The sequence below is a fragment of the Streptomyces sp. NPDC026246 genome (assembly GCF_055567995.1).
In genome coordinates this window covers 121,936-140,010 of record NZ_JBVHPJ010000014.1, presented here as the reverse complement: position 1 = coordinate 140,010, position 18,075 = coordinate 121,936, and the positions used below count along the sequence as shown (strand labels likewise).

At 72.3% G+C, this 18,075-nt stretch carries 11 protein-coding genes; 2 read left to right on the top strand and 9 right to left on the bottom strand.

Annotation, left to right across the window (positions count from 1 at the left end; genetic code table 11):
- Positions 1-6: 6 nt before the first annotated feature.
- Together dxr and ACZ4M5_RS29395 are read right to left on the bottom strand one after the other, a co-directional pair.
- Complete coding sequence (gene dxr, locus ACZ4M5_RS29400) at positions 7-1,263, bottom strand: 1-deoxy-D-xylulose-5-phosphate reductoisomerase (RefSeq protein ID WP_467741163.1); 1,257 nt, start codon at positions 1,261-1,263, stop codon at positions 7-9.
- Positions 1,264-1,358: 95 nt separating this feature from the next.
- Positions 1,359-3,299, bottom strand: coding sequence for an acyl-CoA dehydrogenase family protein (locus tag ACZ4M5_RS29395; RefSeq protein ID WP_467741161.1), 1,941 nt, complete (start codon positions 3,297-3,299; stop codon positions 1,359-1,361).
- Between the two features lie 332 nt (positions 3,300-3,631).
- On the opposite strand from ACZ4M5_RS29395, the gene ACZ4M5_RS29390 reads away from it, so the two are divergent.
- Together ACZ4M5_RS29390 and ACZ4M5_RS29385 are read left to right on the top strand one after the other, a co-directional pair.
- Positions 3,632-4,645, top strand: a complete 1,014-nt coding sequence (locus ACZ4M5_RS29390; RefSeq protein ID WP_467741159.1) for a LacI family DNA-binding transcriptional regulator — start codon at positions 3,632-3,634, stop codon at positions 4,643-4,645.
- Positions 4,646-4,828: 183 nt separating this feature from the next.
- On the top strand, positions 4,829-6,880 hold the full coding sequence (locus ACZ4M5_RS29385; protein ID WP_467741157.1) for a glycoside hydrolase family 31 protein: 2,052 nt from the start codon (positions 4,829-4,831) through the stop codon (positions 6,878-6,880).
- 55 nt (positions 6,881-6,935) lie between these two features.
- Here the strand turns inward: ACZ4M5_RS29385 and ACZ4M5_RS29380 are convergent, their stop codons facing one another.
- The 7 genes from ACZ4M5_RS29380 to ACZ4M5_RS29350 form a co-directional block, all read right to left on the bottom strand.
- Positions 6,936-7,649, bottom strand: coding sequence for a glycoside hydrolase family 12 protein (locus tag ACZ4M5_RS29380; RefSeq protein ID WP_467741155.1), 714 nt, complete (start codon positions 7,647-7,649; stop codon positions 6,936-6,938).
- A gap of 41 nt (positions 7,650-7,690) precedes the next feature.
- On the bottom strand, positions 7,691-9,886 hold the full coding sequence (locus ACZ4M5_RS29375) for a glycosyl hydrolase family 95 catalytic domain-containing protein (protein ID WP_467741153.1): 2,196 nt from the start codon (positions 9,884-9,886) through the stop codon (positions 7,691-7,693).
- The gene (locus ACZ4M5_RS29370; protein ID WP_467741151.1) at positions 9,883-11,850 is read right to left on the bottom strand and encodes a beta-galactosidase; all 1,968 of its coding nucleotides are present in this window, start codon (positions 11,848-11,850) and stop codon (positions 9,883-9,885) included. The genes ACZ4M5_RS29375 and ACZ4M5_RS29370 overlap by 4 nt, the downstream gene beginning before the upstream one ends.
- The gene (locus tag ACZ4M5_RS29365) at positions 11,850-14,054 is read right to left on the bottom strand and encodes a 1,4-beta-glucanase (protein WP_467741149.1); all 2,205 of its coding nucleotides are present in this window, start codon (positions 14,052-14,054) and stop codon (positions 11,850-11,852) included. The genes ACZ4M5_RS29370 and ACZ4M5_RS29365 overlap by 1 nt, the downstream gene beginning before the upstream one ends.
- 108 nt (positions 14,055-14,162) lie before the next feature.
- A complete protein-coding gene (locus ACZ4M5_RS29360) occupies positions 14,163-15,113 on the bottom strand; it encodes a carbohydrate ABC transporter permease (RefSeq protein ID WP_467741147.1) in 951 nt (316 codons plus the stop codon).
- Positions 15,110-16,147 (bottom strand): ABC transporter permease, encoded by a 1,038-nt coding sequence (locus ACZ4M5_RS29355; RefSeq protein ID WP_467741145.1) that lies wholly within the window; start codon positions 16,145-16,147, stop codon positions 15,110-15,112. The genes ACZ4M5_RS29360 and ACZ4M5_RS29355 overlap by 4 nt, the downstream gene beginning before the upstream one ends.
- A gap of 27 nt (positions 16,148-16,174) precedes the next feature.
- Complete coding sequence (locus ACZ4M5_RS29350) at positions 16,175-17,857, bottom strand: extracellular solute-binding protein (RefSeq protein ID WP_467741143.1); 1,683 nt, start codon at positions 17,855-17,857, stop codon at positions 16,175-16,177.
- Positions 17,858-18,075 lie beyond the last annotated feature (218 nt).

Genomic DNA, 18,075 nt, shown 5'->3' with positions numbered 1-18,075 from the left:
GGGTCGTCATGCACGGGCCTCCGCCGTCTGTGCCGCCAGTTCCCGGGCCCGGGCCCGCGCCCAGGTCTCCGCTTCGAGGACGTCCGACACGGTGAGCGAGGTTCCCGTCCGCGGGGTGCCGTGCTCCTCGACGACCCGGGTGACGGTGTCCATGATCCCGTTGAACGGCAGTGCGCCCCGGCGGAACGCCTCGACGCACTCCTCGTTGGCCGCATTGAACACCGCCGGGGCGGTGCCCGCGAGCCCGCCGACGTGCCGGGCGAGGTTCACCGAGGGGAACGCCTCGTTGTCGAGCGGGAAGAACTCCCAGGTGGAGGCCTTGCTCCAGTCGAAGGCCGGGGCGGCGTCGGGGACGCGCTCGGGCCAGCCGAGACCGATGGCGATGGGCCCGCGCATGTCGGGCGGGGTCGCCTGGGCCAGTGTCGATCCATCCGTGAACTCAACCATCGAGTGCACATACGACTGGGGATGCACGACGACCTCAATGCGGTCGAAGGGAATGTCGTAGAGCAGGTGCGCCTCGATGACCTCCAGGCCCTTGTTGACGAGGGTCGCGGAGTTGATCGTGATGACCGGGCCCATGGCCCAGGTGGGATGGGCCAGGGCGTCCTCGACGGTGACGCCGGCCAGCTCGGCCTTCGTGCGGCCGCGGAAGGGGCCGCCGGAGGCGGTGACGACGAGTTTGCGGACGTCGGCGCGGGTGCCGGCGGCCAGGGCCTGGAAGAGGGCGGCGTGCTCGGAGTCGACCGGGATGATCTGGCCGGGCTTGGCCAGGGCCTTGACCAGGGGGCCGCCGACGATGAGCGACTCCTTGTTGGCGAGCGCGAGGGTGCGGCCCGCCTCCAGGGCGGCGAGGGTCGGGGCCAGTCCGATGGAGCCGGTGATGCCGTTCAGCACGGTGTGGCAGTCGGAGGCGGCCACCCGGGTGGCCGCGTCGGGGCCGGCGAGGATCTCGGGGAGGGGCTCGCCGGGGCCGTAGTGCGCGGAGAGCGCCTCGCGCAGGGCCGGTACGACGTCCTCGCGGGCGACGGCGACGGTGCGCACCCGCAGCCGGTGGGCCTGCTCGGCGAGGAGGGCGACCCGGCCGCCGTTGGCCGAGAGGGCGGTGACCCGGAAGCGGCCGGGGTTGCGCAGCACGAGGTCGATGGCCTGGGTGCCGATGGACCCGGTGGAGCCGAGGATCACCACGTCCTTGGGTCCGTCGCCCGCGACGGGGTCGTAGACGAGGTGCGGGTCGGCGAGAGGGGCTGGACTGTCGCTCATCCCTCCATTGTTGCCGTAAGCGCCGCGTGTGAGGACGGCGCATCCCCTCCACGGGGGCGCGCGCCGTGTCGGTTCGCGCCCCCCAGAGGGCCGGGTCAGCGGATCGGCCGGTGCACGTTCTCCCGCTGCGAGGGTCCCGGTGCCGCGTCCGCGATCCAGGGCCCGTCGGTCGACGGGTCGACGATGCCCTGCTCGAGCCACTCGTAGGTGCCGGACAGCACGCCCTTGACGACCTTGCGGTCGAGGTCGTCGGTGTTGGTCCACAGCCGGGTGAAGAGCTCCTCGATGCGGATGCGGGCCTGGCGGCAGAAGACGTCGGCCAGCTGGTAGGCCTCGCGGCCGTTCTCGCCCCGGGCGCGCAGGTGCTCGGCGCGGACGCAGGCCGCGCTCATGGCGAACAGTTCGGCGCCGATGTCGACGATCCGGCCCAGGAAGCCCTGCTTGGACTCCATGCGTCCCTGCCAGCGGGACATGGCGTAGAAGGTGGAGCGGGCCAGTTTGCGGGAGGTGCGCTCGACGTAGCGCAGGTGCCCGGAGAGGTCCACGCCGTGCTTGAACCCGGCGTAGGAGGTGGGGAGCTGGCCCGGGCCCGCGACCAGTTTCGGCAGCCACTTGGCGTAGAAGGCGCCCGCGTTCGCGCCGGCCTTCGCCTTGTCGCCCAGGGACTTCTCCGGGTCGATGAGATCACCGGCGACGGAGAGGTGGGCGTCGACCGCCTCGCGTGCGATCAGCAGGTGCATGATCTCGGTCGAGCCCTCGAAGATGCGGTTGATGCGCAGGTCGCGCAGCAACTGCTCGGCCGGGACGCCGCGCTCGCCGCGCGCCCGGAGCGAATCGGCCGTCTCGAAGCCGCGTCCGCCGCGGATCTGGACGAGTTCGTCGGCCATCGTCCAGGCCATCTCGGAGGCGTAGAGCTTGGCGAGGGCGCCTTCGATGCGGATGTCGTTGCGGTCCTCGTCGGCCATCTGCGAGGCCAGGTCCGTCACGGCCTCCAGGGCGAAGGTGGTGGCCGCGATGAAGGAGATCTTGGAGCCGACCGCCTCGTGGTGGGCGACGGGCTTGCCCCACTGCTCGCGGGCGGCCGACCACTCCCGGGCGATCTTCAGGCACCACTTGCCGGCTGCCACACAGGACGCGGGCAGCGACAGCCGACCGGTGTTGAGGGTGGTCAGGGCGATCTTCAGGCCCTGGCCCTCCTCGCCGACGCGGTTGGCGGCGGGGACGCGCACCTGGTGGAAGCGGGTGACGCCGTTCTCGATGCCGCGCAGGCCCATGAAGGCGTTGCGGTTCTCGACGGTGACCCCGGGCGAGTTCGTCTCGACGACGAAGGCGGTGATGCCGCCGCGGTGGCCCTCGCTCTTCGGCACCCGGGCCATGACGACCAGCAGGTCGGCGACGACGCCGTTGGTGGTCCACAGCTTCACGCCGTCGAGGACGTAGTCGTCGCCCTCCGGGATCGCCGTGGTGGCGAGGCGGGCCGGGTCGGAGCCGACGTCGGGCTCGGTGAGCAGGAAGGCGCTGATGTCCGTGCGGGCGCAGCGCGGCAGGAACCGCTCGCGCTGCTCCTCCGTGCCGAACAGCTTCAGCGGCTGCGGCACGCCGATCGACTGGTGCGCGGAGAGCAGCACGCCGATGGCGGGGCTGGCGGAGCCCGCGAGCGCGAGGGCCTTGTTGTAGTAGACCTGCCCGAGGCCGAGACCGCCGTACTTGGTGCCGATCTTCATGCCGAAGGCGCCGAGCTCCTTGAGGCCGTCGATCACCTCGTCGGGGATGCGGGCCTCCCGCTCGATGAGGGCGCCGTCGACCTTCGTCTCGACGAAGTCGCGGAGCTTGGCGAGGAACTGCTCGCCGCGCTGGGCCGCTTCCTCCTCGGGAACGGGGTGGGGGTGGATGAGGTCGAGACGGAAGCGGCCGAGGAACAGCTCCTTGGCGAAGCTGGGCTTGCGCCAGTGCTGTTCCCGGGCGGCCTCCGCCACCGCGCGGGCCTCGCGCTCGGTGACGGCGGGACGGGAGGAGGGGGTGGTGGAAGCGGACATGAGGGGCACCTCGCCGCATCTAGGTGGGGGACGGACCGTTTCGTTACCGACCAGTGCTACGGGATCGTTGGTACCCGAAAGCGGACGCCCCCACCAGTCCTCGCGCGTCCGTTCGGCCGAAGCCGGCCGGGGGGGCGCGGCCCGTGCCGGGCGGACGCCGCCGGTGTCGCCCCGGCGGGTGGACCGGGACGGGGGCGTCCCGGGAAACCGGAATCGAAGCGCTTCGACAACCTATGGACACCCACACCCGCCGGGGCTACTGTCGAACCACCCTCACCTGTCCGCGTCAACCCTGCGCACTGTCGAAGCGCTTCACAACCCTGGAGAGCCGGATGGTCACCCTCGCCGAGGTCGCCCAGCACGCCGGAGTCTCGGCGAGCACGGTGAGCTATGTCCTCAGCGGCAAGCGGTCCATCTCCGCGGCCACCCGGCATCGGGTGGAGCTGAGCATCCGCGAGCTCGGGTACCACCCGAACGCCGGCGCGCGCGCCCTGGCCAGCAGCAGATCGAACATCATCGCGCTGATGATCCCGCTGCGCACCGACCTGTACGTGCCCGTGATGATGGAGATCGCCATCGCCGTGGCGACCTCGGCGCGCACCCACGGCTACGACGTGCTGCTGCTCACCGGCGAGGAGGGCCCGGACGCGGTGCGCCGGGTCGCCGGGAGCGGGCTCGCCGACGGGATGATCCTGATGGACGTCGAGCTCGACGACGAGCGGCTGCCGTTGCTGCAGGCGACGGACCAGCCGTCGGTGCTCATCGGGCTGCCCGCCGAGACGGCCGGGCTGACCTGCGTCGACCTGGACTTCCGGGCGACGGGCGCGCTGTGCGTGGAGCACCTGGCCGAACAGGGGCACCGCGACATCGCTGTCATCGGGGAGGCCCCGGCCGTCTACGAACGCCACACCGGCTTCGCCGAGCGCACGCTGGACGGACTGCGCTCGCGCGCCCGGGAACTGGACGTCCGGCTGCTGCACCGGCCGTGCCAGGGCGGGTACGACGCGGTCGCCGTGACGCTCTCGCGGATCCTCGACGAACGTCCGGGCACTTCCGGGCTCGTCGTGCAGAACGAGTCCGCGGTCGAACCGCTGCTCGCGCTGCTGCGGCAGCGGGGGCGGGCCGTGCCCGAGGACATGTCGGTGGTCGCGATCTGCCCCGACCAGGTGGCCACGCAGGCCTCGGTGCGGCTGACGTCGGTCGCCGTCCCCGCCCAGGAGATGGGCCGGCGCGCGGTGGAGCACCTGGTCGCCAAGCTCGACGGGCGGGGCGGCGACGAGGTCGTGCTGCTCCCTCCCGAACTGACCGTCCGCGCGAGCACGGGACCGGCGCCGAGCCGCGGGTAGGCACACCCGCCCGCGTCCTCGCCGTCCGGGCAGCCCGCCTCCTCGCCGTCCGAACAGCCCGCCTCCTCGCCGTCCTCGATCAGCCCGCCTCCTCGCCGTCCTCGAGCAGCCCGCCTCCTCCCGGGGCACTGCCATGTCCGCGCACCGCCATGTCCGCACTCCTCCAGGAGCACAGGAGCCCGCGTGAACCAGCCTGCCGAAAATCAGCCCCAGGTGAGCCTGGCGCAGTCCTCCCCCACCGTCGGCGTCTTCCGCGAGCGGGACGGCGCGCTGGAGTGGAGCGGCCGCCAGGAGACCCTGCGGATCGAACCGTGGGGCCCGGACGCCGTGCGGGTGCGGGCCCGTCTCGGCGGCCCGGTCCTGGACCGGCTGCCGGGTGCCCTGCTCGACGAGGCGCCGGCCACACCGTCCACCGTGAAGATCGAGGACGGCACCGGGCGGCTCACGGTCGGCTCGCTCACCGCCGAGGTGAACGGCGAGGGCCTGGTCCGCTTCCTGCGGACCGAGGACCGCGGCGAGCTGCTCGCCGAGGAGCGGGCCCACTTCTGGTGGCCCGGCCCGCGCCTCTACACCGCCGTCGGCAACGGCCACCACCGGCTGGAGCAGCGCTTCGCCGCCTACGACGACGAGAAGCTGTTCGGGCTCGGCCAGCACCAGCACGGGCGGCTCGACCACAAGGGCCTGGTGCTGGACCTCGTGCAGCGCAACGCCGAGGTCACCATCCCGGTGCTGACCTCCAGCCGGGGTTACACCCTGCTGTGGAACAACCCGGCGATCGGCCGGGTGGAGCTGGCGCACAACGGCACCCGGTGGGTCGCCGACTCCGCGCGGCAGATCGACTACTGGATCACCGCCGGGAATCCGGCCGACGGCCAGCGCCGCTACAGCGCGGTGACCGGACGGTCCCCGATGCTGCCCGAGTGGGCGGCGGGCTTCTGGCAGTGCAAGCTGCGCTACCGCACCCAGGACGAACTGCTGGCGGTGGCACGCGAGTACAGGCGCCGGGGCCTGCCCCTCTCGGCGATCGTGTGCGACTTCTTCCACTGGACGCACCTCGGCGACTGGAAGTTCGACCCGAAGGAGTGGCCGGACCCGGCGGCGATGGTGCGCGAGCTGACGGACCTGGGCGTCAAGCTGGTGGTGAGCGTCTGGCCGTCGGTGTCACCGCTGAGCGAGAACCATGCGGTGCTCGAACAGCGCGGCTGGTTCATCGGCACCCAGTACGGCCCGGTGGCGCACGCGGACTGGCCCGACAAGGAGGTCGCCTCCACGGTCCAGGTCGCCTTCTACGACGCCACCCACCCCGAGGCCCGGGCGTTCGTGTGGTCGCGGATCAAGGAGAACTACCTGGACCCGTACGGCATCACGGCGTTCTGGCTGGACGCCTGCGAGCCGGAGCTGAAGCCGGGCTTCCAGGAGAACCTGCGCTACTGGGCGGGTCCGGGTCTGGAGGTCGGCAACATGTACCCGGCGGAGAACGCCCGCACGTTCCACGAGGGTCTGGCCGCCACCGGCGAGGAGGAGATCGTCACCCTCAACCGCTCGGCCTGGGCGGGCAGTCAGCGCTACGGGGCCGCCCTGTGGTCGGGTGACATCGGCACGGACTTCCCGACGCTGCGCCGGCAGATCGCGGCCGGGCTCAGCACGGCCCTGTCCGGCATCCCGTGGTGGAACACCGACATCGGCGGCTTCCACGGCGGCGACCCGGACGACCCGGCCTACCGGGAGGTGATGGTCCGCTGGTTCCAGTTCGGCGCGCTGTCCCCGCTGATGCGCCTGCACGGCTTCCGCGACCCGGGGATGCCACTGGGCCCGGAGATGACCGGCGGCCCCAACGAGGTGTGGTCCTACGGCGAGGAGGCCGGGGCGATCCTGGAGAAGTACCTGCGGCTGCGGGAGCGGCTGAAGCCGTACGTCCTGCAGGTCATGCGCGCGGCGCACGAGGAAGGGCTGCCGGTGATGCGGCCGCTGTTCCTGGAGTTCCCGCAGGACCCGCTCGCCTGGCAGGTCTCCACCGCCTATCTGCTCGGGGCCGACCTGCTGGTCGCCCCGGTGCTGCGGCCGGGCGCCACCACCTGGACCACCTACCTCCCGGCGGGGGCCACCTGGACCGACGCCTGGACCGGTGAGACGTACGGGGGCGGCGAGGCCGTCACCGTCGACGCCCCGCTGGACCGCATCCCGCTGTTCCTGCGGGACGGAGCACGGCTGCCGATAGCGGAGCACACGGGCTGAGGGGCGGGCCGTCCTCCCCGGGCGGGGAGGACGGCCCGCCACACTGGCCTGACGATCAACTGCTGGTGACCGTCAGGTTGTTGGTGGTGAAGTTCAGCCCGCCGGACGACGAGGTGATCTCGTAGCCGAACTGCACGTCGCCGATGGTCTCGTTGCCCATCCACTTCTTGGTGTCCTTGATCCACTTCAGGATCGGCAGGATGCTCACGCTGCCGGAGGTGGAGTCGGACGTGCGCAGGAACGAGAAGACCTCGTTGGCCCCGTTGCTGCCCTTGTAGACGTTCCAGGTGTGGCCACCGAGGCTGACGGTGCCCTGGGAGGTGCCGAGCGGTCCTACGGCACCGTGGTGGTTCACCCAGAGCATGATCTCGTAGTCGTGGTCGGTGTCCCAGATGTCGTACGAGGAGTTGTACGCGCCGGACGCCGGGACCGTGACGTTGTAGGAGCTGCTGAGCGAGGACAGGGAGGTGATCGTCTTGTTGATCACCTTCTTGGAGTTGGGGTAGGACTTGATGCCGCCGGTGTTCGGGTGGTCGGCCCAGACGCCCCAGTTGCTGCCGGTGTTGGCCCAGACGCACTGGTGGCCGGCGCCGGACCCCCAGATGTTGTTGTAGAGCGTGTAGCCGTTCAGGTGGGTGTTGCCCCACTGGTCGCAGGAGTTCCAGACGGCCGCGGAGGCGGGGGCGGAGGCGAGGCCGACGGTGACGCCGAGCGCGAGGGCCGGGGCCGTCAGGGCCTTGATGATCCTGCTCGGGATGCGTGATGCCATGGTGTCCCTTCCATGGGTGGGGGGATGCGCGGGAGGGCGGATCACCGCGCTCTCAGGGTGAGGACGCGGTCTTCCCCGGCGACGAGGTCGAGGGTCTCGGCACCGGAGGAAGTCCAGAGGTCGACACGGACGGTGCGGTCCGGCCGGAGCACGGCCCTGGCCTCGCCGTCCGGGTCCCAGACGAGATCGAGACCGGCTCCGAACCGGGTGCGCACGCCGCGCAGCGCGCCGGCCGTGAGGTACGCCGGCCGTGCCGGGAACAGCACCAGCCGGCCGGGGGTGGACTGCACGAGCGCCTCGATCAGCACGGCCGGCAGGGTGTGCGCCGCGTCGGCGTTGTAGACGTCCCGGCCGGGGTAGTGCGCGCTCATGAGGGAGGCGTGGAAGAAGTCGCCGTCCAGGACCCGGCCGAGGGCGCGGGCGACACCGTCCGCGTCCCGCAGCCGGGCCGCGACGAGGGCGTGGTGCAGGTGGCCGTGCGCGGAGGCGTTCCCGGCGCCGCGCAGTGCCAGCGCGCGGTGGGCCGCCGCCGCCAGTGCGGGGGTGTCGTAGGGGGTGATCTCCTCCAGCGGCCAGACGCCGTAGAGGTGGCTGAGGTGGCGGTGGTCGTAGGTGTCCTCCAGTCCCGGCCAGGCCCATTCGGCCAGCGCCCCGTCCGCGTTGATCCGGTGCGGCGGGAGCCGGTCGGCCAGGGCGGTCCAGCGGCCGGCCCGCGCGCTGCCGGGGTGGTGGGCGGCGGCGGTGCGCAGGGCGTGGCGGGCGGCCGAGAGGTCCATGGCGGCGTTGAGGGTGCCCCAGCTCGCGTTGGCGGGGCGGTTCTCCGGCGAGTAGGACGGGACGACGACGAGGTGGCCGTCGGCGTCGGTCCGGGTGAGGAAGTCCTCGTAGAAGAGGGCGACTTCGGCCAGTGCGGCGGCCGTGCGCGGGTCGCGGGTGCCGTGGGTCTCGTCGTGGTCGACGAGCGGTTTGAGCAGCCAGTCGGCGCCGGCGGTCCACAGGTGCAGCGGGTACTCGCGGCTGAAGTGGTACGCGTGCCCGGACTCCCCGTCGCTGTGGGCGGGGGCCACCACGCCCCGGGTGCCGAAGATCGCGCGGGCGTTGTCGCGCCAGTCGGGCAACTGGCCGTGGATCAGGCGGGCATGGGCCTCGGTGACCTCGGGCAGGGCGCCTGCGGCGGCGGAGGCGGTCTGGAGGTTGAGGTTGGCGTCGTGGGTGAACGCGCCCGACCAGGCGGTGTTCCAGTCGCCGGTCCACAGCCCGGTCAGGCGCGGCGGGAACAGGCCGCTGGCACTGAGCAGGTGGTAGCGGCCGGCGGCGAACAGCCGCTCCAGCAGGGCCGCGCTGCGCGGCCGCGTCAGCAACACCGAGCCGGGCAGGGCGCGTTCGGCGGGATCGGCGGCGAGGTCGAGGGTGACGCGCTCGTAGGCGGTGCGGTGCCGGGCGAGGTGGCGGTCGAGGAGCGCGTCCGGGTCGGCGGGCAGGTCGCGCAGGGCCCGGCCCTCGGCGACCACGTCGAGTTCCCCGGTGTGCCGTCGCACCCGGGTCAGGAGCAGCACCGAGCGGGCGCCTTCGACGCGCACGCCCGGTGCCACGAGGGTCGTCCGGCCGCCGGTGACGGCGATCCGGGTGACGCCCGTGCAGGCGAGGTCGCCGCCCGGATGGCGCAGATGCACGCTCAGCAGGGCACCGTCGGCGGTCAGGACGGCTCCGTGCCCGACGGCCAGGGCGACCGGGGCGCCGGGCAGCCGGTGGTCCAGGTCGACGCGGAGGGCGGGGCCCGGCCCGGTGACGTGCTGGACGATCACGTCGTCGGCGCGTGAGACGAAGACCCGGCTGGTCCAGCCGTCGCAGGACGTACGGACGGTGCCGGTGGCGAAGTCCACCTCGCGGCGGTAGCCCTGCCCGGCGCCGGCGGGCCGGTCCAGCCGGATCTGGAACGCGGGGTGGAACGCCCGCACCCACCGGAGGGGACGGCCGTCGGTGAAGCTCTCGGCCGCGCCGGTGTCGCCGGCCAGCAGCCGGTCCTGCACGGCGGGCAGGGCCGCGGCCAGCTCGGGCGGCCGGGTGCCGCCCTCGCCCGGCCGGACCAGGGTGTGATGGGTGACGACGACCCGCTCGGCGCCCGGTCCACCGAACACGAGGGCGCCGTGGTGGCCGTTGCCGCTCAGGAAGCCGTCCTCCCAGCGGGCGGCGGGCCGCGGTTCCCAGGTGCCGTGCACGGGGGCTGTGTGGGTCATGGCCGGAGCACCGCCGCCCCGTAGCGGCCGAGGGTGAGGCAGCCGGTGACGTCCGTGCCGGTCAGCAGGTCGTGGTGGGTGCCCGGCACCTCGACCGTCACCGGCTCGCGGCCGTGGTTCAGCACGAACAGCAGCTCGCCCCGGCGCACGGCCTCGACCCGGTCGGGCAGCCCGTCCAGCACCGGGCGCACACCCGCGTCCCGCGCGACGGACGCCAGCAGGTCCCGCAGCGGCCCGGGTTCCGGGAGCGTGGAGACATACCAGGCCCGGCCCTTGCGCAGGACCGCGGGGAGCCCGTCGAGCTCACCGCCCCGGTAGGGCACGATCTCCTCGGCGGTGCCGTCGCCCTCCAGTTCCTCGGACCACAGGGTGCCCCGGAAGCCCTCGCAGGCCACGGTCTCCCCCGCCTCCAGCGGCCACCACTCGTGCAGGGTGCGGATACCGAACAGCTGCCGCAGCCGGGTGTCCATCCCGCCGGGGCGCACCCGGTCGTCCTGGTCGGCGACACCGGTGAGGAAGCCGCAGACCAGGGTGCCGCCCTGCCGCGTGTACGCGAGGAGGTTGCCGACGGCCGCGTCGGTGAGCGCGTAGAGCTGGGGCACGACCACCAGCGCGTACGGCGTCAGGTCGTGCTCGGGGTGGGCGAAGTCGGTCGTCAGGTGGGCCTGCCACAGGGCCCGGTGCCAGGCGCTCAGCACGTCCGGGTACTCCACCCGGCCGGACGGGCGGCCGTCCTGGTCGCCGGCCCACCAGGCGTGCCAGTCGTGCAGGACGGCCACCCGCGCGGGGACGGGCCGCCCGGTCACGGCGGGCGCGATCCGCTCCAGGTCGGCCCCGAGCCGCGTGATCTCCTGGAAGGTGCGGCCCTCCTCACCGGCGTGGCCGACCATCCCGGAGTGGAACTTCTCGGCGCCCTGCCGGGACTGCCGCCACTGGAAGTAGCAGACGGCGTCGGCGCCCCGGGCGACCGCCTGCAGCGACCACAGCCGGTTCAGTCCGCGGGGCTTGGGGTGGTTCACCCCGCGCCAGTTGACCGGGCCCGCGGCCTGCTCCATCAGCACCCACGGCCCACGCGCCTGGGAGCGGGTCATGTCCTGCACCAGGGCGCCGTGCTGGGCGCCGAGCGGGTCGCGCGGGTCGGGGTAGAGGTCGACGGAGACGACGTCCTCCTCCCGGGCCCAGCGCCAGGCGTCCACCCCGGACCACAGCGGCATGAAGTTGGTGGTGACCGGCACGTGCGGGGAGTGCCGCCGGACGATGTCCCGCTCCGCGGTGCAGCACTCCAGGAGCATGTCGGAGGTGAAGCGGCGGAAGTCCAGCACCTGGCCGGGGTTGCGCAGGTAGTGCGGCAGGCGGGGCGGCAGGATGCCGTCCCAGGTGTCGTAGTGCTGGCCCCAGAAGGCGGTGCCCCAGGTCTCGTTGAGGGCGTCGAGGGTGCCGTACCGCGCGCGCAGCCACCGCCGGAAGGCGGCGGCCGCCTGGTCGCCGTGGTCGGTCGTGCAGTACTCGTTGTTGATGTGCCACAGGGTGAGGGCCGGGTGGCCGCCGTAGCGGGCCGCCAGGTCCTCGGTGATGGCGGCCGCGTGGTGGCGGTAGGTGGCGCTGGAGTGCGAGAAGTGCTGCCGGCCGCCCCACCACTCGGTGCGCCCGTCCTCGGTGACGGGCAGGGTGTCGGGGTGCAGCCGGCCCAGCCAGGGCGGGGGCGAGGAGGTCGGGGTGGCGAGGACGACACCGATGCCGTGCTCGTGCATCAGGTCCATCAGTGTGTCCAGCCAGCCGAACTCCCGTGCGCCCGGCTCGGGTTCCAGTTTCGACCAGGAGAAGACGCCCAGAGTGACCGTGTTGACGCGGGCGGCCTTCATCAGCCGGACGTCCTCGTGCCAGGTCTCCTCGGGCCACTGCTCCGGGTTGTAGTCGCCGCCGAACAACAGGCGGCCCCGGGTGGCGTCCGCCAGGCCGGGCATCAGACGGGCTCCCCGTACTGCACGCCCCGCCCGTTGGTCGCCACGTAGACCCGGCCGTACACGCGCGGGTCGCCGGTGACGGTGGCGCCGATCCAGCCCCACTGGTGCCGGTCGTCGTTGACGCGCACCCAGGTCCTCGCCTCGTCGTCCGAGCGGTGCACCGCGGTGATCGCCTCGGTGGCACCGACGAGGTAGAGCGCCGGGTAGGAGGCGCCCTCCGCCGCCTTGCCGAAGCCCAGGGTGTAGGAGGCCCAGCAGCTGTCCACCCTGGTGAGACTCGCGCCACCGTCGGTCGAGCGGTACAGGCCGTTCCACTTCAGGCTCAGCCACAGGTCGCCGGAGCGGCCCGGGGCGGCCGCCAGCTGGAACTCGCTGTCGCCCGCGCCGGGGGCGGACGCCCGGGCGGCGAACGTCCGGCCGCCGTCGGTGCTGGCGTGCAGGGTTCCGGTGGTGGTGTCGAAGGCGTAGAAGCGGGCCGGGTCGACCGGGTCGGCGACCGGTGTGGCGCCCCGGGGGAAGGTGGGCACCTCGGACCAGGTGCCGCCGTTGTCCGTCGAGCGGTGGGCGGGGTGGGCGGTGCCGAAGGACCACAGCAGCACGCCGCCGTCGGCACCGGTGGCGATCGGGCCGGGTGCGGTCCGGGCCGCGTCCGGCTGGGAGGCGAAGGGCGCCCACGTCTGCCCGCCGTCGTACGAGAAGGCGCCGTTGCCGTGGTCGCCCCACCCGGCCCGCACCACGTAGGAGGGTCTGGCCGGGGCCAGGGCGAGCCCGGTCGAGGTGGCGAACACCGGGTGGGAGGCCATGCCGCGCGACGGTGAGGCCGTGAGCCGCTCGTGGTACATCACGCCGATGTCCCCGCAGCCGCTGAGCAGATGGGCCGTGCCGGTGGGCGGCGAGAGCAGCTGCCGGACGGATGCCTCCTCCACGCCGCGGATCTGCGGGGCCCAGTGCCTGAGGTCGCGGGTGCCGTAGAGGGTCGCCCCGGTCCCGAAGACGACGTGCCCGGAGTCGAACGGGTCGAGTCCGAGGGTCTGGATCCACCAGCCGAACTTGGGTGCGTCGCCGCCCCATGCGAGGTAGGGCGTCTCCGAGACGTCGAGGACGGCCCGGTCCTTCAGGGACGTCCAGCTGCGGCCGCCGTCGGTGGTGCGGAAGACGGTGTCGACCGGGCCCCAGCGGTTGTTGGTGGAGACGACGACCGTGCCGGGGCGCCGGGCGTCGACGGCGGCGCCGCCGTAGCCGAAGGTGTCCCTGCCCCCGTCGTCCGTCCGGCCGCCGGGCCGGACCGGCGTCACCTCGGTCCATCTCCCGTCCGTCGTGCGCAGTTTGTGCACGCTGCCGTCGGACTGGCCGTTGGGGCCGGGGGCGTCGGCGTAGGTCACGTACAGCTCGCGGGTGTGCCGGTCGTACGCGGCCCGGACCGGCACCCGTGCGGCCGCGCCGGCGGGCTGTCCGGGGACGGCTTCCCAGGTCGTGCCGTCGGAGCTGCGGTACAGGGCGGGTTGTCCGGCCGTGGTGCCGGAGTCGCCCCAGCCGGCGTAGACCGTGCGGCCCGCGGCGACCAGGAGGGTGATGCCCTGGCCGGTGGGACCGGGGGTGGCCGGGAATCCGGCACGTGCCCAACTCGCTCCCCGGTCGGTCGACTTGAGCAGGCCGTCGTGCCGGGTCCCGAGCCAGAGGGTGTCGCTGTCGCGCGGGTCGACGAGCAGCCGCTCCCCGCAGCCGCGCCCGTCCTCGTTCGCGCCGAGCCTGACGGTCAGGTCGGTGCGCCGCCAGGTGGCGCCCCGGTCCTCGGAGCGCAGCACGGCCCCGTTGCCGGCCCAGGGCTGCGTGTAGGCGCCGAGTGCCAGGTACAGCCGGTCCGGGTGGGCCGGGTCGACGGCCATGGCCTCCACCCCGAGCAGGTTCCAGTCGTCCCAGCCGAGGTGGTCGGTCAGCGGGATCCACCGGCCGGACCGGTCCTCCCACCGGTAGGCGCCGCCGATGTCCGTGCGCAGGTAGGCCAGTCCGCGCACGGAGGGGTGGAACAGCACGCCCGTGACGAATCCGGTGCCGCCCTGGACGACGTTGCGCCAGCGGTATCCGCCGCGGGCGCCGGGCGCGGCGGCATGGGCCCGCCCCTGTGCCGGCGGCAGGGAGGCGGCCGCGGCGGCGGCCGCGGTCCCGGCGAGAACGGAACGCCTGCTCAAACCGAACGTGCTCATGACATACCTCGGTTCCTGCGCGGGAGTGGGTGGACGCCCTCCAGGGCGGGAGGACCGTGCGGCGGGCGACGGAGCGGGGCGCACGAACGCCGGGGCGCAGACCTGCGGTCAGCCCTTCACCGCGCCCGTGAGCATGCCCTTCTTGAAGTGCTTCTGGACGAACGGCGAGACCACGGCGACCGGCAGCAGCGCCATCACCATCACGGCCATCTGGATCGCGAGTCCGGAGATCTGCCCCGTCTTGATCGCCTGGCTGACGCCCACCGGCGCCTCCTGCTTCTGCACCAGCTGGATCATGACGTTCTGCAACGGCATCATGTCCTGGTCGCTCAGGTAGATCGACGCGTTGAACCAGGCGCTCCAGTAGCCCACCGCGTAGAACAGCGTGATCACCGCGATGACGGCCCGGGAGAGCGGGACGACGATCTGCCACAGGATCCGCCAGTCCCCCGCGCCGTCGATCCGCGCGCTGTCGACGAGCTCCGGCGAGATCCCCATGAAGAACGCCCGCAGCACCAGGATGTTGAAGACACTCACCGCGCTCGGCAGGATCAGCGCGAGGTAGGTGTCGGTCAGCCCGAGCGACTGGACGAGCAGATAGGTGGGGATGAGCCCCGCACCGAAGAACATGGTCGCGAGCAGGGTCATCAGCAGCCAGCGGTGTCCCAGCGAGCCGCTGCGGGAGAGCCCGTACGCGGCCAGCACCGACACGGCCGTCGAGAACAGCGTGCCGGCCAGGGTGACGCAGACGCTGACGATCGCGGCCCGGGTCACCTGCCCGCCGCTCAGCAGCTCCTGGTAGGCGATGAAGGTCAGACCCTTCGGGATCACCACGAGCCCGCCGGCCTCGTTGATGGTCTGCTTCGTGGACAGGCTGGTGACGACGACGATCCACAGCGGGAACAGCACGGCCAGGCAGGCGCCGGCCAGCACGATGCCCTTGCCCGCGACCCCCACCGGGCCGGGCTTCTCCTCCCACACGGGCCGGGGCGGGGCCTGCCACCAGCGGGTCTCGGATGCCGCCCGTTCCGGAGCGGTCCTGTCGACGACGGCACTCACTTCCTGTACACCCCCTGCTCGCCCATGAAGTGGGCCACCTTGTTCGCGGCGAGGACGAGCGCCACGCTCACCAGGCCCTTGATCAGACCGGCCGCCGCCGCGTAGCCGAAGTCCTGGTTGCGCACGCCGTTCCACCAGACGTAGGTGTCGAGGACCTCCGCGGCCCCCGGCCCGACCGCGTCACGCTGCAGCAGGATCTGCTCGAAGCCGACGGTGAGGGCGTCACCGACCCGCAGCACCAGCAGCAGGGCGATCACGGGCCGCAGGGCGGGGAGGGTGACGTGCCACAGGCGCCGCCACCGTCCGGCGCCGTCCATGGCGGCCGCCTCGTACAGGTCGGGGCTCACGGAGGCGAGTGCGGCGAGGAAGACGATCACACCCCAGCCGGCGTCCTTCCAGACGCCCTCGGCCGTCACCAGGAACTTGAAGATCCCCGGGTCCGTCATGAGGTCGAAGCCCTCGTGGCCGTGCCGGCGCAGCGTCTGGGCGATGATGCCGGCCCCGCCGAAGATCTGCTGGAAGACGGTGACGACCAGCACCCAGGAGAAGAAGTGCGGCAGGTACAGGATCGCCTGGGACACCGCTCTGATCCGTGGCCGGAGCACACTGTTGACCAGCAGCGCGAGCACGATCGGAACGGGGAAGAAGAGCACCAGCTGCAGGCCGAACAGCACGAGCGTGTTGCGGACGGCGTCCCAGAACGCCGGGTCGGCGAAGATCCGCTCGAACTGCCGCAGACCCACCCAGGGGCTGCGGAGCATGGCGGCGAAGCCGTTGTCGCCGACGTAGGGGTCGTACTCCTGGAAGGCGACGGCGTTCCCCAGGATCGGCACGTAGTTGAAGACCAGGACCAGCACGACGGCCGGCAGGGTCATCAGGATGAGGGTGCGGTCGCGGCGGAACCGCAGCCGCAGGCCGAGCCTGCCGGACGGCTTCCGTCCCGGCCGGCCGCCGGCGGGGGGACCCGCCGCCCGGGGAGCCGCCCCGGTCGTCCGCGCTTCGCCCCTGCTGCGGGGCACCGTGCTGTGGGACACGGTCTTCTCCCTCGCCTCAGCGCCGGGTCACTGTGCGGAACCGGTGTCGTCGAGCAACTTGCGGTACCAGTCGCGAAGTTCGTCGCCGCCCTGCTTGCGCCAGTCGGAGACGGCCTGCTGCACGTCACCGATCTTCCTGCGCCCGCGGACGACGTCGTCCTCCAGCTGCTCGAAGTCGTCGGAGAGGTTGGTGTAGCGGGCGGGTTCGGTGATCTGCATTCCCCAGAAGGCCGACTTCCTGGTGAAGGCACCCATCCGCTGCTGCCACTGCACCTGTTCCTCGGCGATCACCGGCAGGTCCGGGTGCGCGATCGTGGGGGCCGGACCGGCCAGCATCACATAGGCGTTGACGACCTCCTGATTGCCCCGGTCGTTCTTGGTGGGCACCCCGTCCTCGACGGTGTAGTGCGTGCCCTCCACCCCGTAGTTGGTGAGCATGTACTCCTTGGTGCCGTACGGGGCGGCGGTGACGTCGGCGGCGGCCAGGACGTCCTCGACGACGGCCTTGGAAGCCTTCTTGTTGACGAAGGCGAAGATGCCGGCGGGGGATCCCGCCCACAGGGTGGGGTCGCCGCCGTCGGCGCCGAAGACGTCCATCCCGGAGATGCGCAGCTCGGACCGCTGGCCGGCCTGCTCGGCCATCTTGCCCCACCAGTCGGAGATGTTGTTGTTGTAGATCAGCACCTGGCCCGCGGTGAACCGGTCGCCCGCCGTGCCCCGGACCGCCTTCGCGTCCGGGTGGACCACACCGGCCGCGTACAGCTTGCGCGTCCACTCCAGGGCTTCGAGGTACTCCTCGGTCTCGACCCGGTAGACCATCCTCCCGTCGGCCAGGTTCCAGCCGAGCGGCTTCTCGCTGCCGGAGAGGACCCCGAAGACGTTGAACGCGGTCCACTTCATGTCGTCGCAGGCCCACACCTTGGCCCGGGGACGGGTGATGTCCTTGGCGAGCGTGAGGAACTCGTCGGCGGTGGTGGGCAGTTCGTAGCCCTCCTCGTCGAAGACGTCCTTGCGGTAGAACGGCACGATGCCCGTGACGGAGGGGGCGGGCTGGGGCAGGCCGCGCAGCCTGCCGCCGAAGATGGAGTACTGCCAGGCGCCGGTCGGCACGGCCGCCAGGTTGGGGTACTTCTTCACGCCGTCGCCGGACAGGTACGGGCCCAGGTCGGCGAACTTGCCGATGATGGCGCTGGGGATCCTGCCGCCCATGTTCCAGCTCGGGATGACCACGACGTCCGGCAGGTCGCTGGAGGCGAGCACCGCGCCCAGTTTCTCGTCGTAGGTGTTGCCGTCCTGGTTCTGCCAGGTGATGTCCACACCGATCAGGTCGTTCATCGCCCGGTAGTAGGCGTTGTCGCCCTTCGGCGGTGTCCCCCAGAACGGCGACATGATCCGGATCGAGCCGCCCTTGCCGTGCTTCCTCGGCACCGAGGTCTTGAGACCGGCGAGGTCGAGCTTGCGGGTGAAGCCCATCGCCGAGCCGTTCCTGGCCGGGATGTCCGGCGTGACCACGTTGCTCGCGACGTAGGCGGGCAGCAGCTTCCGCGCGCTCCTGCCGGACGTGGTGCCGTCCTTCGAGCCGTCGTCCGCACCGCCGCAGGCGGCGAGCAGCGGCATCCCGCCCGTCACGGCCGCGGTGGCGAGGCCCGTGGCGGCGAGGAAACTTCTCCGGCTCTGTCCCGAGGAGGCGGAGGCGGCGTTCGGCGTCATTGCGTCAACCCTTCATGGCACACCAGGACACCCGGCGGGAGGCCGTCGGCTGCGGTGTCTCGAGTGGAACTGGCTGAGCGGAAGCGAGCTGTCGAACCCGGTCGGCCGGGCGGTGCGGTGCCTAGTCGAAGCGCTTCGATGTTGCTGCGAGGTTAGGTGAACACCCCAAGGCGCACAAGGGTCGTCACCGAAGTTCCTCGGCGCTGAGCCAACCGCCT